Annotated in this window: 13 protein-coding genes; 5 read left to right on the top strand and 8 right to left on the bottom strand. The window is 59.2% G+C overall.

Features of this window, described 5'->3' with window-relative positions; genetic code table 11:
- Positions 1-6: 6 nt before the first annotated feature.
- Positions 7-1,122 (bottom strand): hypothetical protein, encoded by a 1,116-nt coding sequence (locus B5G28_RS06380; RefSeq protein WP_087247015.1) that lies wholly within the window; start codon positions 1,120-1,122, stop codon positions 7-9.
- 606 nt (positions 1,123-1,728) lie between these two features.
- Between B5G28_RS06380 and B5G28_RS06375 the strand changes: the two genes are divergently transcribed.
- The 4 genes from B5G28_RS06375 to B5G28_RS06360 all read left to right on the top strand — a co-directional run bounded on the left by B5G28_RS06375 (position 1,729) and on the right by B5G28_RS06360 (position 3,971).
- The gene (locus tag B5G28_RS06375) at positions 1,729-2,190 is read left to right on the top strand and encodes a low molecular weight protein-tyrosine-phosphatase (RefSeq protein ID WP_087247013.1); all 462 of its coding nucleotides are present in this window, start codon (positions 1,729-1,731) and stop codon (positions 2,188-2,190) included.
- A 64-nt stretch (positions 2,191-2,254) separates the two neighbouring features.
- Positions 2,255-2,491 (top strand): hypothetical protein, encoded by a 237-nt coding sequence (locus B5G28_RS06370; protein WP_087247011.1) that lies wholly within the window; start codon positions 2,255-2,257, stop codon positions 2,489-2,491.
- Between the two features lie 29 nt (positions 2,492-2,520).
- Positions 2,521-3,273, top strand: a complete 753-nt coding sequence (locus B5G28_RS06365; protein WP_087247009.1) for a class I SAM-dependent methyltransferase — start codon at positions 2,521-2,523, stop codon at positions 3,271-3,273.
- A gap of 170 nt (positions 3,274-3,443) precedes the next feature.
- Positions 3,444-3,971, top strand: coding sequence for a transposase (locus B5G28_RS06360; RefSeq protein ID WP_087247007.1), 528 nt, complete (start codon positions 3,444-3,446; stop codon positions 3,969-3,971).
- Between the two features lie 174 nt (positions 3,972-4,145).
- On the opposite strand, the gene B5G28_RS06355 is transcribed toward B5G28_RS06360, so the two are convergent.
- From B5G28_RS06355 to B5G28_RS06335, 5 genes are all read right to left on the bottom strand, one after another.
- Positions 4,146-6,062: a fructose-specific PTS transporter subunit EIIC gene (locus B5G28_RS06355; RefSeq protein WP_087247005.1), complete on the bottom strand. Its 1,917-nt coding sequence runs from the start codon at positions 6,060-6,062 to the stop codon at positions 4,146-4,148.
- Between the two features lie 40 nt (positions 6,063-6,102).
- Positions 6,103-7,008, bottom strand: coding sequence for a 1-phosphofructokinase (gene pfkB, locus B5G28_RS06350; RefSeq protein WP_087247003.1), 906 nt, complete (start codon positions 7,006-7,008; stop codon positions 6,103-6,105).
- The gene (locus B5G28_RS06345) at positions 7,005-7,799 is read right to left on the bottom strand and encodes a DeoR/GlpR family DNA-binding transcription regulator (RefSeq protein ID WP_087247001.1); all 795 of its coding nucleotides are present in this window, start codon (positions 7,797-7,799) and stop codon (positions 7,005-7,007) included. The genes pfkB and B5G28_RS06345 overlap by 4 nt, the downstream gene beginning before the upstream one ends.
- A 318-nt stretch (positions 7,800-8,117) precedes the next feature.
- Positions 8,118-8,642, bottom strand: a complete 525-nt coding sequence (locus B5G28_RS06340) for a flavodoxin domain-containing protein (protein WP_087246999.1) — start codon at positions 8,640-8,642, stop codon at positions 8,118-8,120.
- A gap of 108 nt (positions 8,643-8,750) precedes the next feature.
- Positions 8,751-9,512, bottom strand: coding sequence for a 4Fe-4S binding protein (locus B5G28_RS06335; RefSeq protein WP_087246997.1), 762 nt, complete (start codon positions 9,510-9,512; stop codon positions 8,751-8,753).
- A 166-nt stretch (positions 9,513-9,678) separates the two neighbouring features.
- Here B5G28_RS06335 and B5G28_RS06330 point away from each other — a divergent pair, with 166 nt between their 5' ends.
- Positions 9,679-10,152 carry an Rrf2 family transcriptional regulator gene (locus tag B5G28_RS06330; RefSeq protein WP_087246994.1) on the top strand — a complete coding sequence of 158 codons (474 nt, stop codon included), beginning with the start codon at positions 9,679-9,681 and terminating at the stop codon, positions 10,150-10,152.
- 54 nt (positions 10,153-10,206) lie between these two features.
- Here the strand turns inward: B5G28_RS06330 and B5G28_RS06325 are convergent, their stop codons facing one another.
- The gene (locus tag B5G28_RS06325) at positions 10,207-12,069 is read right to left on the bottom strand and encodes an ABC transporter ATP-binding protein (RefSeq protein ID WP_087246992.1); all 1,863 of its coding nucleotides are present in this window, start codon (positions 12,067-12,069) and stop codon (positions 10,207-10,209) included.
- Positions 12,056-13,894 carry an ABC transporter ATP-binding protein gene (locus B5G28_RS06320; RefSeq protein WP_087246990.1) on the bottom strand — a complete coding sequence of 613 codons (1,839 nt, stop codon included), beginning with the start codon at positions 13,892-13,894 and terminating at the stop codon, positions 12,056-12,058. The genes B5G28_RS06325 and B5G28_RS06320 overlap by 14 nt, the downstream gene beginning before the upstream one ends.
- Between the last annotated feature and the right edge of the window lie 8 nt (positions 13,895-13,902).

The raw sequence follows: 13,902 nt of genomic DNA, 5'->3' as shown, positions 1-13,902 counted from the left end.
CTCCTTTCAAGTCTGCTGATGCTGCATGGAGACGATCTGGCAGTCCGGGCAGAACTCCACATAGAGGGTTCCCTCTGCACAGTCAAACACCGTATCCCACTGGATCTGAGCCAAATACTTCATGGGCTTGCCGCAGTGAGGACAAGTGGTATATTCTGCATCCTGCACCCAGTTGCCAAAGCCGCCGATGGTGTTTACATCCTCACAGGCACACCCATAAAACAGGGGAACAGGAGATTTGCCCAGCACAAAGGGATTCTCGGTGAGGGACTTGTACTCCTCGGGGCTAACATAGCAATCCATCTTTTCCTCCCCGTCAAAAAGTTCAGAAGGAAAGATCTCCACGCTGCCATCCAGGGTGAACCGGTTGAAGGCGGAGCCTTTCAAAAATCCCACACAGCTGGGGCAGCAGGTGGCGGTCAGGATGCCATTCAGCCCCAGAAACCGGAGCCGCTCGTCCCGACCATCCAGTACTAGTATATCCACCATACGCCCGCCGCAGTGGGGGCAGGTGTCCTTTCGCGCCCGACCAATGCGGACGGGGGATGCTTCGCCGGATGCTCCCTTGACCATGGGATAACAGGTGTCGAAATTGAGCTGGGTTCGACGGCCCTCTTTATCAAAGGTCCAGCCGCCGATCTGCGTATAGCTGGATGGGTCCACATAGAGGCCCTTTCGCCAGGGGCGAGGATTCCGCTCCAGCTCCAGCAGTGTCTCCATTGCCTTGTCATCTCCCTGCATAGCAAGGCAACACATCAGGTTGGAGGCCGCGCTGGAATATTCCGCGGACAACAGCGCATGGATCAGGCCATCCCGCACATCCTCCGGTGCGTGGTAGTAGAGCTCACAGGGCCAGAACACCTCTGCGGCCAGTGCCGCCCGCTGAATCTCCGGGGTGATGGCGTTCCGGTAACTGAGCAGCTGCCAAAAGTCAGTGAGTTCCGGGTCCTCCATCTCTTCCAGCCGCTGGATGTTCTGAATCAGATTTTGCTGCTTTTCCGCGATCTGTTCCGGTGTCCAGGCGAGGGCCGCATTCCGATCCTGTTCACACTTGCATTTCCAACACAATCCCTCATAGCCCAAGGGGGTCCCACAGCTGGGGCAGGTATATTTCAGACTCATCTTGATTGACTCCTTTCAAATAAAAGAAAAAGCCCTGCATCCTCCTGCCATTTGGACAGAAGGGCGCAAGGCAAAAAGGCCGCACAGAATCAGGCCGCGCCCAGGATGGAGGCGCTGGCGTTCGAAGAAGATGATCGCTGTGGGGCCAAGGGGCGGGGAAGAAGATTCCACCCCATTACCTAAGGGAAAAGCTATCATAATGGGCCTCATTTCGTTTGGAGGCGAAAGCCAGACATCAGACAGATGTTACAACGCTGTTAGAGTGAGTATTTATAATAATTATATCATAATGTCATGGACAATGGGAGAGGGTAATGTTTATTGTTAATACAAGCTGGGATGTATTGACATGTAGAAGCCTTTTGTATCATGTATTTGCCCATACCCATCTAACAAGCGCCGCCTGTTTGAGACGTATTCCATTTAACTTGGGGTATGAAAGACGGCATAGGTATGGTACAATAATATCGAGATTCTTTCTTCTATGGAAAAGAAATTCGCAATGCCTGAGAATCTATGTGAGCGGACATGGATTTCCATAAAGAACTATTCGATAAGAAAATGCAAAAATAGCGTAGAAATATAATTTGAAGAGGTGCGAGAGAGATGGTAAAAATCCTGTTCGTTTGCCACGGCAACATTTGCAGAAGCCCCATGGCGGAGTTCATCTTCAAAGACCTTGTCCGGAAATGCGGCAGAGCAGAGGAGTTTGAAGTGGCCTCCTGTGCTACCAGCCGGGAGGAAATATGGAATGGCGTCGGCAACCCGGTCTATCCGCCGGCCAGGGAAGAACTTGCCAAACATGGGATAGCCTGCGCGGGCAAACGGGCGGTACAGCTGACAAAAGCGGATTATAACCACTATGATCTCCTGATCGGCATGGATGAAAACAACATCCGCAATATGATGCGCATTCTGGGGGCGGACCCGGAAGGGAAGGTCCGCAAGCTGATGGATTATACTGGCCGGGGCGGCGATGTGGCCGACCCGTGGTACAGCGACCGCTTTGATATTGCCTATCGGGATATCGAGGAGGGATGCAAAGCGCTGTTGGAGCATCTGACCTGAAACAGCCGTTGTGGGCGCGAAATCAGCGCTCATGGTATAGAGTTTTTCAAAGGAGGTTGTCATTATGAAAAAGTTTTTTGCACTCGCTGACCAGTACATTCAGGAATCTGATTGGAGAATGCTTGCCGCTCTGAAATTCTGTCTGTTCTCCATGGGCGTTCTGGTGGGCAGCTGCCTGACCGCCAAGGCAAAGACCCCGGTCCGTATCCTCTGCGGCCTGGTCTTTTGGGTGACTTATATCCCGCTGATGACCAAGTTTTTCCGCATCGCCGCCCGAAGCTGGAACGCTGGCCGGGACTGATCTGCGGTAAGACATGGAGAGCCTGAGCGATGGATGCCAAGAGAGAATTACAGGATTTCTATCAAAGCTACGACGAGGAAGCCCGCCTTGCATCCCGCTGCGGGAAGGTGGAATATGTCACAACCATGCACTATATCCAGCGCTTCCTGAAACCGGGTATGCGTATATTGGAACTGGGCGCAGGGACCGGCCGGTACAGCCATGCGCTGGCGCGGCAGGGCTATTCTGTGGACGCTGTGGAGCTGATAGAGTACAACATCCAGCAGTTTCGCCAAAACACCCAGGAGGGGGAACCTGTGACCATTCGGCAGGGCGACGCCACCGACCTGTCGTGGCTGGAGGACGACGTCTATGATCTGACCCTGATTCTGGGGCCCATGTATCACTTGTTTGACCCGGAGGATCAGCGCAAAGCCTTGCGGGAGGCGGTGCGCGTGACCAGACCCGGCGGCGTCCTGTTTGCGGCCTATTGCATGGCGGACCCGGCCCTTCTGTCTACAGGGTTTGTGCGGGGAAAAATCCAGGATCTCATCAACGAGGGCTTGACAAACCCGGTCACGTTTCAAACGTTTTCCCGGCCAAAGGATACTTTTCAGCTTTACCGAAAAGAGGACATTGACGCCCTGCGGTCGGAATTGCCTGTCACACAGCTGGCTTTTGCTGCAGCCGATGGGCTGAGCCATTTTATGCGGGAGACCATAGAGACAATGGAGGAAGACGTGTACCGGCTGTACCTGGACTATCACCTTACTGTCTGCGAGCGCCCGGACATGGTGGGGTAGTCCCACCATACCCTGGACATTTTCCGCAAGAACGAAGGTGCTGCACCAATGGGTGAAAGCCTCGGCACCATGGAGCCCTGACGGTTTTTCTTGCAAAAAGGTGAAATTCCTCTGCCCACAAGGCGAAATTTGTAGTATAATAAGAAAAAGCGACGGCGGAGGAAGGCAAAATGGCGCAGTTGACGTTCAGCGATCTGGAATACAGCAGGCGAAAGAAAAGCACCCGGCGGGAAAAATTCCTCGAGACCATGAACGGCCTGATTCCCTGGGAGGAATGGGTGGCGGCTGTGGAGCCCTACTATCCGCCGGGCCATCGTGGCCGTCCGCCCATGGGCATCGAAAAGATGCTGCGGATGTATCTTTTGCAGAACTGGTTTCAGCTTTCGGCGGCAGCTGTAGAGGAGACTATCTATGACAGCTACGCCATGCGCAGCTTTATGGGGGTGGATTTCCTGGACAGCGGGGTGCCGGATGCGTCCACGCTGCTGAAATTCCGCCGCCTTTTGGATCGGAAAGGCCTCAGCGCGCAGTTCTCTCTGGATCTGCATCAGCGCCTGGCGGCCAGCGGACAAATCCTCAAGACCGGCGCCATTCTGGATCCGGCCCTGGTCCATGGATCGGCTGCAGCCCAGACCGCCAAAAAGTCGTCCAGAGAAGCCGACAACGACCCCGAGATCATCCAGCTTGAGATGGCCTGACCGGAACAGAAGCATTTCTTCAATTAAACCAAAAAAGAAACCGCCCGCGCTGCAAAAAAGCAAGCAGCTGCGGGCGGTTTTTATAATGGAGGGAAAAGGCAAAGGACCGGCTTGCGCCGGTCCTTTGGGCTGGGAATATAAGAAGGGAGGATTGCTTGGGGATGTGCCGCGGAATTACTCCTGAACCGGCTTCTTGAGCAGGCTCAGCAGGAGAGCGCCCACAACACTGCCGGCGGCCAGAGCCACCACATACAGCAGGGCATTGCCCACCACGGGGAAGACGAAGATACCGCCGTGAGGAGCCCGCAGGGTGCAGCCGAAGAGCATCGAGAGAGCACCTGCGACCGCCGAGCCGATGACGCAGCTGGGCAGGACGCGGAGAGGATCGGTGGCTGCGAAGGGGATCGCGCCCTCCGAGATGAAGCACAGGCCCATGATGTAGTTGACGAAACCGTTCTTGCGCTCCTCACGGGTCCACTTCTTGGGGCAGAAGGTGGTGGACAGGGCGATGGCGATGGGAGGAACCATGCCGCCCACCATGACGGCGGCCATGACATCGTACGTGCCGGAGGAGAGGGCTGCGGTGCCAAAGACGTAAGCAGCCTTGTTGAAGGGGCCACCCATATCAATGCTCATCATGCCGCCGCAGATGGCGCCCAGCAGGACCCTGGAGGTGCCGCCCATGGTGTTCAGCCAGGCGGCGATGGCCTCATTGATGAAGCCCATGATGGGGTTGATGGCGCACATGACCACGCCTATGACCAGCATGCCGCCCAGGGGATAGATCAGCATGGGACGGATGCCGTCCACACTGCTGGGGAGTTTTTCGGTGATGTTTTCCAGGAACTTGACCAGATAGCCGGCCACGAAACCAGCCAGCAGAGCTGCCAGGAAGCCGCCCGAGATGCCGGTGGTGCTGCCTTCCAGCAGGCCGGAGAAGCTGGTGCCGTTCATGGCCAGGACGCCGCCCACGAAACCGACGGCCAGACCCGGACGGTCGGCAATGGACATGGCGATGTAGGCTGACAGGATGGGCAGCATGTAGCTGAAGGCTGCGTTGCCCACCGTCTTGAAGAAGGCGGCCAGCGGGGTGTTCATGCCGAAGTTGGCGGGATCGATGGAGAAATCGTCAAACAGGAAGGCCAGCGCGATCAGGATGCCGCCGCCAACCACGAAGGGAAGCATGTGGGAGACGCCGTTCATCAGATGCTTGTAGACGGTGTGGCCCAGGCTGTCGCTGCCCGCGGCCTCGGCGGCAGGCTTGCCGCCCTTGGCGTGAAAGACAGGCACTTCGCCGCTCTCGATCCGCTGAATCAGTTCTTCGGGCTTGTGGATGCCGTCGTCTACCCGGGTGAACAGAACCGGTTTGCCGTCAAAGCGGGCGGTCTCCACGTTCTTGTCGGCGGCCACGATGATGCCGTCGCAGGCGGCGATCTCGTCGGCGGTCAAGAGGTTCTTGGCGCCGCCCGAGCCGTTGGTTTCCACCTTGCAGGGCAGGCCCAGCTTGTCGCCGGCCTTGACCAGGGCCTCAGCGGCCATGTAGGTGTGAGCGATGCCGGTGGGGCAGGCGGTCACGGCCAGAATCCGGTAGCCCTGCGGGGCAATTTTCTCCTGGGTGAAGCTCTCAGAGCCAAACTGCTGCTGCTCCTGGGCGTCGATGCAGTCCAGAAATTCCTGGGGCGTCTTGGCGGACCGCAGCTGCTCCACGAAATCTTCATGCATCAGCATCTGCATCATGCGGGCCAGCATATCCACATGGAGGCTGCCGTTTTCAGGGGCGGCAATCATAAAGAACAGGTCGCTCTTGCTGTCGTCCTCGGGGTTGTACTGCACCGGATTGCTCAGCCGCAGGACAGCCAGGCTGGGCCGGGTGACGCAGGCGGCCTTGGCGTGGGGAACGGTGATGCCGTTGTCCACGTAGGTGGAGGCTTCCTTTTCACGGGCATAGATGGCGGCCTTGTAGGCGGCTTTGTCGGTGATGTTGCCGTGGTTGCACTGCAGCTCCACCAGCTGGTCGATCACCGCAGCCTGATCGGCTGCCGTGCTGTCCAGAGCGATAGCCTGAACAGAAAACAGTTCGGTAATCCGCATAGAAATCTTCTTCCTTTCTCTTGTGATCAAAACGGTTTTCTCAGAACTCGTTCAGCAGAGCGTCGATTTTTTCTCGGGTGGCCAGACCCAGCGAAAAGGCGGTGGCGCTGCCTGCGGCAGTGCCCAGCCGCAGGGCCCACTCATAATCGCCCTTTTGCAGATAGCCCGCCAGGAAGCCGGCCACCATGCTGTCTCCGGCGCCCACGCTGTTCAGGACCTTGCCCTTGGGCACGCCCATCCGGTGGGTATTGCCGTTTTCGTCCAGCAGCAGGGCGCCGTCTCCGGCCATGCTCACCAGAACATTCCGGGCGCCGCGGCTCTGCAGCAGGGCTGCGCAGGCGATGATTTCGGCATCGGTGGTCAGTTCCCGGCCGAAGATTTCACCCAGTTCGTGGTTGTTGGGCTTGATGAGGAACGGCTTGTATTTCAGAACGTTCACCAGCAGATCCCGGGTGGCATCCACCACAATCCGAACCCCGCGTCCGTCCAGACGGGCCATGATCTTTTCGTAGGTGTCGCCGGCCAGACAAGAGGGGATGCTGCCCGCCAGAACCAGGGCGTCCCCGGCCTTCAGGCAGTCCAGCTTGGCATAGAGCTGCTCCATGTCGGCCTCGCCAATCTGGGGACCCATGCCGTTGATCTCGGTCTCCTCCGAGGCCTTGATCTTGACGTTGATGCGGGTGACACCTTCGGTCAGGTGAATGAAGTCGGTGTGGACTCCCTGGTCCCGCAGACCGTCCTCCAGCCAGCGGCCGGTGGGTCCGGCCACAAAGCCCAGTGCGGTGTTTTCGCAGTCCAGAGCCCGCAGCACGCTGGAGACGTTGATGCCCTTGCCGCCGAAGAGATATTCCTCCTGAACGGTGCGGTTGACGGCGTCCAGTTCCAGGCTGCCGGGCAGGTGAACCACATAGTCAATGGCCGGATTGAAGGTAACCGTATAGATCATACTTGACTCTCCTTTTCCTGAGAAATGATTTGTTCGGACGCGTCGCTCTCTTTGATCAGGACGTACCGGCGGTATTTTTCGTTGGGGAGGCGGTTGGTCACGATGGCCGCGTCGGTGAGCTCACAGATCACAGCGGAGTAAATCTTGCCGAATTTGGAGTCGTCCACCAGAAACCAGCTCTCCATGGACCGGCTGATGGCCAGAGTCTTGAGGGCGGCTTCCTCTACGTCGGGGGTGGTGAACCCGCGGTCCAGTGAGACGCCGTTGGCACCCATGAACGCTTTGGTGAAGTTGTAGCGCCCCACGCTGGACATGGCCGCCGTTCCCACCACCGCCTCGGTGTTGGGGCGGACCTGGCCGCCCAGGGTGTAGACCCTGCATCCCTTTTGGGCCAGCAGGCGGGCGTGGGCGATGCCGTTGGTGACGAAGGTGGCCCGCAGCCCCTGACCCTGCAGGGCGCAGATCAGCTGCAGGGTGGTGCTGCCTGCATCCACAAAGACGAAGTCGTCGGCCTGGATGAATCCGGCGGCCATCTGGCCGATGCTCTGTTTTTGGGCGACGGCCTGGTGCTCTTTGGCGGCCATGCTCTCTTCGTTGGTCAGGAAAGCGTTGTCCGGCAGGGTGGCGCCTCCGTGAACCCGGTTGAGGCGGCCCTGCTGGCTGAGCAGCACCAGGTCCCGCCGGATGGTGGATTCGCTGGCGTCCAGCGCGTCGCACAGCTCCTGTACCGTCACCGAACGCCGCTGAGCCAGGATTTTGAGGATATTGTCAAACCGTTCTTCCGCTAACATCTGAATGCTCCTTTCTGAATCGCGCCCCGCGTCCTTGCTTGAGCGGGTTTGGCGGATTGTGATTGGATGGGTGGGTGAGCGTGAACTGTTTTGCTTGTCTGAGCTGAGTATAGCACCAAAAACAGTCAAAGTCAATCAAAATCAATCGTAAAACTTCACAAAGATTTCCTGAAAAAAGCATCACATCCCCTAAAAGACGGAACAATCACGCAAAACCAATCAAAACCGCGCAGAAAACAGCCAGACATAAAAAGAAACCAGCAGGCCAGGTGACCTGCTGGTTTGGTTCGATGGGAATGTCTGCGGCGGACCGGGAATTCAGCCCAGAACCTCCACAATGGGGTCAAGAGCATTCAGGTCCACAAAATCGACCTTTTGGTTGAAGGTGTCGATGAGGGCCTGGGTCTCGGCGTTCCGTTTTTCCGGCGGGAGATTCTTTACCTTGTTGTAGAGGAGGGTCATCATGGTTTTGTGCTTGAAGCCCAGTCTGGAGTAATCAATCCCGCCCCGCAGATGAAAGATTTGGGTGCGGCGGAGAAGCTCCGCCGGGACCTGTTTCTGGATGGATGCGCGGATGCTGCGGATGTTCTCGGGGTCAGACACATCCGCCAGCCCCACCGTCACCAGGATCAGCTGGACGCCGGGGGACAGGGACTTGATGGTTTTCTTCAGTCCGCAGACGCCGCCTGCATACAGGCCGCCAAAATAGATCACCTGGTCGCAGCTGCCCAGATCCGGGGCGGACCGGTAGTCCACCGCCGGGATGCCGGTCCGGGCGGAACAGGCTTCCGCATAGCGGCGGGTGGTTCCGTATTCGCTGCCGTATACAATCCAACGTTTCATAACCTGTCCTCCCGGATGATTCAGTAAATTGTCATCAGTATAGCACCGAACCTCCTCTTTGAAAAGAGGCCCGCGCAGTCCGCTGCCGGGACGACGGGGGAGAGCCCCTTAGAGGAACAGCTCGTTTTCCTTGCGGTCCGAGCAGACCTTTTTCAGCATGGTATTGGCGGCGGCCAGCATCACCGGATTGAGCTTCCGTGCGCCGTGGGGGCAGACCGCGACACACCGCATACAGGAGATGCAGGCGTGACTATCCACCTTCTGAGGATTGGCCGGGTCAATGGCCTGAACGGGGCAGCTCTGGGCGCAGAGGCCGCAGCTGGCACATTCCTTGGTGGGCTTGGGTACCATACCCGAGCCGCCCGCCTTCTTGTAGGGGCGGTTGCCGGGGATAGCGGGCTGGGTGGTGCGGCCTGCGGCCAGCTTTTCCTGAACCTGTGCCGCAAAGGCAGCCAGCTGGGCGGCGTCCTGCGCATCGGGGCGGCCCGCGGCAAACTGCCGGGCGATGGAATGCTCAGCCACCGCCGCAACACCTGCCACCACATGGAACCCGGCCGCCTTGGCGGCGTCCTCCAGCTCCGCCATGGTGTCCTCAAAGGCACGGTTTCCGTATACCACCATCAGAACGGCGGCTGCGCCGTTACCGTGGACGGCGGACAGGCGCTGAATGGCCACCGCAGGGACCCGTCCGCCATAGGACGGCACCGCGATGACGGCCAAATCCTCAGCCGACAGGGAAACTGCGCTGAAGTCTGCACGGCTGTCGCACAGGTCCACGGTCTGCACCTGGCCTGCCAGAGCCTGGGTGAAAAGATCGGCGGCTTTCTGGGTGCCGCCGGTGGGGCTGAAATACAATTCGGTGATGTTCATGACGGTCCTTCTCTCTTTGGGGGAATATTCCCGGTTGCATTTTTGAAAAGATGGATTACAATAGGATGTAAAGGAAACCGTTACATCTGACCTTGTCCAGTGTACCACCAGCTGGATGTAAAGTCAATCTTTACATCTTGCGTTCCACAATCCGAGGGGGAGAACCATGCAGATCAGTATCAAGTGCTCCATTGCAGTGCACTGCCTGATATTCATTCATGAGGCAAAGGGAAAAGCGCGGGTGACCAGCGCCCTGCTGGCCCAGAGCACCGGCTGCAATCCGGTGGTGATCCGGACCGTCATCAGCGCCCTGAAAAAGGCCGGGCTAATCTCGGTGGCCCGGGGGACCGGCGGCGCAGAACTGTGCCGGGACCCGGCGGACATCACGCTGTATCAGATTTACCGCGCCCTCAAGCCCGACGGCCTGTCCTGTCTGATTGGAATTCACCCCTGTCAGGAACGGCCCTGCCCGGTGGCGCAGAATATCCGTACAGTGCTTCGTGCTCCTTACCAGAAGATTGAAGATTCGGTCCGCCAGGCCATGGAGGGGATTACCCTGGCCTCCCTTTTGGAGGAGTACCACCGCTGCCTGGCTGAGCAGCAGGCCGCAGGGGACAACGAAACTCACCCGCAAACCTGAAAACACCAAAGGCTGACAGTGGATGCACTTTGCATCGGCTGCCAGCCTTTTTGCTTATTCGGTATAGTACTGGGCCTGGGCCATCCAGAGGGCGTAATACTTGCCGTCCTCGTCGGCCAGCAGGCTGTCGTGGGTGCCCTGCTGAATCACCTGGCCATGGTCAAAGACTGCAATCTCGTCGCAGAACCGGCAGGAGGACAGCCGGTGGCTGATGTAGATGGCGGTTTTGTCTGATGCAATCTCGTTGAATTTTGCGTAAACCTGGGTTTCGGCGATGGGGTCGAGGGCTGCGGTGGGTTCATCCAGAATCAGGAAGGGCGCATCCTTGTAGAGGGTGCGGGCGATGGCGATTTTCTGGGCCTCGCCGCCCGAAATTTCCACCCCTTCCGGGTCAAACTCTTTGTACAGCGCCGTATCCAGGCCGTGGGGCAGGGTGTTCAGCCGGTCCCCAAAGGCGGCTTTGCGCAGGCAGTCGGCGGCCCGGTCGGGGTCGTATTGCCGTGCGCCGGCCACGTTCTGACCCAGCGGGAAGGCCAGCAGCTGGAAGTCCTGGAACACCACCGAGAACAAAGCCAGGTAATCCTTGTAGTTGTATTTCCGGATGTCGATGCCGTTTAAGAGGATTTCGCCTTCGGTGGGGTCGTACAGGCGGCACATCAGCTTGATGAAGGTGGTTTTGCCGCTGCCGTTCTGGCCCACCACCGCCAGCCGGCTGCCCACCCGGAACTTCATGTTCACGTGGCGCAGGGCCCACTGGTCCGAGCCGGGGTACTTGAAGGACACATCCCGGAACTCGATCTCATACTGGCGGTCGGAGCGCTTTTCGGTGGTGAGGCTGCCCTGATACATCTTGTTGGGCAGGTCCAGGAACTGGAAAAACTGCTCCAGGAAAGGCTGGTTGTTCTTCATTTCTCCCAAGCCTTCCAGCAGGTCGGCCACGCCCTGGGCCATGCTGGTGATGGCTCCCACATACTGGGTGACAGCGCCTACGCCGAAGGCCTTGCCCATGGCTTTCAGACAGACATAGAGGTAAACCAGGCCGGTGAACAGCCAGGTCAGGGCCCGGCCCAGGGCATTCAGACCGCCCATGGGACCGCGGTAGGCCTTGAAATAGGAGCCGTCCAGCCGGAACACATTGTTTTCCGGGGCGCGGTTGATGGCGTCGATCAGCTGGTCCTGGCGGTAGGTGCGGGCGTCCAGGGCCTGTTCGGTGCCGTCTTTCAGAAGCCGGAAAAAGAAGGAGAACAGCCGGTTGCTGAAAGTCACCTGCTGCACATTGCTGGCCCAGATGGCATAGGACCGGGTGCGCAGCCATCCCGATCCCAGGGCGGACAGCACCAGCGCGGCCAGCAGCAGGACGGTGCACAGGGAACTGTTGAGCCAGGCAAACGCGGCGTCTGCCGCTGGCAGCCGGAACAGATTCACCGACAGTACCACGGCGCCCAGAATCCGGGTAACAGCACCGCTGAGGCTGGGCAGGATCTCGATGGTCCGCAGGAAGCCCCAGCCTGCCGCGTTGCTGCTGGTGAGGATGGCGTCATACAGCTGGGAGGTGGCGGGGTCGTCCGCCACTTCGTAGTCCATCGAGAGCATCTTGTCCGCCAGGCAGCGGGTCTGGCCAAAGCCGCGGGTTTCATCCAGACCGGTTTTCCAGTGTTTCAGCAGGGCGTTGGCCCCGCCGCAAAACAGGGAGGCAAAGAGCAGTCCGGCCAGCAGCCGCCAGAGGGTATCGGCCGGCGCGCCGGCAGCGATGGCGTCCAGCAGCCGGGCGGTGAAATAGAGGGTGATGTAGGGCAGCACCGCCGTCAGAAAGGGGCTGACGATGCAGGCGGTGACATACCGGGGATTCAGCTTCCACCACAGGCGGAGGGCCCGCAGCTGGATGCGGAGCGAAGGGGTGGAATCAGCAGCTTTCATTCTGGATAGCTCCTTTCTGATAGTAGCGGCTCTGGAGGGCAAAGAGCTGGGCATATTTGCCGCCCTTGGCCAGCAGCTGGTCGTGGGTGCCTTCTTCTGCAATGGACCCGTGGTCCAGCAGGAGAATCCGGTCACAGAACCGGGTGGAGGCCAGCCGGTGGGAAATGAAAATCGAGGTGTTGCCCGAGGTCATCCCCTTATATTTCTGATAGATGTCGTCCTCGGCGATGGGGTCCAGGGCAGCGGTGGGCTCGTCCAGCACCAGGACAGGGCCGTTTTTGTAGAGGGCCCGGGCCAGCATCAGGCGCTGGGTCTCGCCGCCCGACAGCTCCACCGCGTCCTCATAGACGGTGCGGACCATTTTGGTGTCAAGCCCCTGGGGCAGAGAGGCGATTTTGTCGGTAAGGCCTGCCTGCTGGATGCACCACGCCACACGGTCCTGGTCGATGCCTTCTTCGGTGCGGCGCTGGGCCACATTTTCCGCGATGGTGCCGGGCAGGATCACAAACTTCTGAAAGACCGCCGAAAAGAGCTTGTAATAATCCCGGCGGTTGTACTGACGGATATCCTGGCCGTCCAGCAGCACTTGTCCCTCGGTGGGTTCCAGGAACCCGCACAGCAGTTTAATGAGGGTGGTTTTGCCAGCGCCGTTGAGGCCCACCACGGCCAGTTTCTCTCCCGGCGCAATGGTCAGATTCAGATGGGAGATGGTGTCCCGGTCTGCCTCGGGGTAGCGGTAGGATACATCCCGCAGTTCCAGCTGGTAGGGGTGATGGGCCTGGATGTCCAGAGGCTTGCCGCCCTCCAGCGGGTAGGGCTCGGGCAGGGAGAGGTATTCTTTCAGGGCCGACAGGTCCACGCACTGCTGGGACAGCCGGACGAAATCCGATAGAATCCCGCTGACCCAGCCCGAAAAGCCGCTGACAGCCGAGAAATACAGCAGAAATTCCGCTGCCGACAGCCGGCCCGCTGCGGTGATATACACCAGATAGCCGTAGGCGATGCCGTTGCGGGCAAAGGCCAGCAGCAGGTCCAGCAAATCGGCCCAGAGCTGGCGCCGTTCTTTTTTGAAGCAGAAATCCTGATACACCGCCAGGCTGCTGTCAAACAGGTCCTGCATCCAGCCCTGGAGGCCGAAAATCCGGATATCCTTGGCCAGTTTCAGGTCCCGGGCCTTGGCGGAGGCATAGCTCAGCTTGTGAAGGGCGGCGTCCTCCTGGTCCTTGCGGCGGTAGCCCCACTGCCGCAGGCCCCGGCCCAGCCAGTAGCCCGCCGCTGCGGCCGCGGCGGCCAGCACCGGCACCCAGAGGGCCACCCCGGCCAGCAAGACCATATAGATGACAAAGCAGATCAGGTTGGTCAGCAGGCTGACCAGGGTGGGCCAGATCTGCTCCGAGGAGGCCCGGCTGCCGCGGCCTTCCAGCTGGATAACCCGGCTGGTCCGGGCCAGAAAGGCAGGGTCGGCCATGTGGCAGTAGGATGTGGAAAAATATTTGTGTTCCACCTGATAGAACAGGTTCTGCCGCACCACAATCCAGGGCATCTGCTGGATGGTGTCCAGATAGTCGATGGCGCAGTAGAGCACCAGCCCTGCCAGCACAAACCCTCCCAGGGTGCGCAGCAGCGCCGGCAGGGGCGCGCCGGTTTCCAGCAGGCCCAGCAGGGCCGGGCCCATCAGCAGGGTCAGCAGGTTGGCCCCCACCGCCGTGGCGGTCTGGCCCAGGCTGACCCACAGCACCAGGCGGCAGGAGGTCCAGGCCTGGCGGAGCATAAAGGCACAGCTGGACAGGATGCTGTACCGGGGTGTTTGCTTTGTTTCTTTCATGTTTGTTC

This window comes from Faecalibacterium sp. An77 (genome assembly GCF_002161315.1).
In the GTDB taxonomy this organism is placed as follows: domain Bacteria; phylum Bacillota; class Clostridia; order Oscillospirales; family Ruminococcaceae; genus Faecalibacterium.
This window is presented reverse-complemented; position numbering and strand designations above follow the sequence as displayed.

Excerpts from the sequence above, each read along its gene's own strand:
- B5G28_RS06360 (WP_087247007.1), top strand. The coding sequence starts at position 3,444 with ATGGCGCAGTTGACGTTCAGCGATCTGGAATACAGCAGGCGAAAGAAA.
- B5G28_RS06330 (WP_087246994.1), top strand. The coding sequence starts at position 9,679 with ATGCAGATCAGTATCAAGTGCTCCATTGCAGTGCACTGCCTGATATTC.
- B5G28_RS06340 (WP_087246999.1), bottom strand. The coding sequence starts at position 8,642 with ATGAAACGTTGGATTGTATACGGCAGCGAATACGGAACCACCCGCCGC.
- B5G28_RS06365 (WP_087247009.1), top strand. The coding sequence starts at position 2,521 with ATGGATGCCAAGAGAGAATTACAGGATTTCTATCAAAGCTACGACGAG.
- pfkB (WP_087247003.1), bottom strand. The coding sequence starts at position 7,008 with ATGATCTATACGGTTACCTTCAATCCGGCCATTGACTATGTGGTTCAC.
- B5G28_RS06320 (WP_087246990.1), bottom strand. The coding sequence starts at position 13,894 with ATGAAAGAAACAAAGCAAACACCCCGGTACAGCATCCTGTCCAGCTGT.
- B5G28_RS06375 (WP_087247013.1), top strand. The coding sequence starts at position 1,729 with ATGGTAAAAATCCTGTTCGTTTGCCACGGCAACATTTGCAGAAGCCCC.
- B5G28_RS06355 (WP_087247005.1), bottom strand. The coding sequence starts at position 6,062 with ATGCGGATTACCGAACTGTTTTCTGTTCAGGCTATCGCTCTGGACAGC.
- B5G28_RS06370 (WP_087247011.1), top strand. The coding sequence starts at position 2,255 with ATGAAAAAGTTTTTTGCACTCGCTGACCAGTACATTCAGGAATCTGAT.
- B5G28_RS06335 (WP_087246997.1), bottom strand. The coding sequence starts at position 9,512 with ATGAACATCACCGAATTGTATTTCAGCCCCACCGGCGGCACCCAGAAA.
- B5G28_RS06345 (WP_087247001.1), bottom strand. The coding sequence starts at position 7,799 with ATGTTAGCGGAAGAACGGTTTGACAATATCCTCAAAATCCTGGCTCAG.
- B5G28_RS06325 (WP_087246992.1), bottom strand. The coding sequence starts at position 12,069 with ATGAAAGCTGCTGATTCCACCCCTTCGCTCCGCATCCAGCTGCGGGCC.
- B5G28_RS06380 (WP_087247015.1), bottom strand. The coding sequence starts at position 1,122 with ATGAGTCTGAAATATACCTGCCCCAGCTGTGGGACCCCCTTGGGCTAT.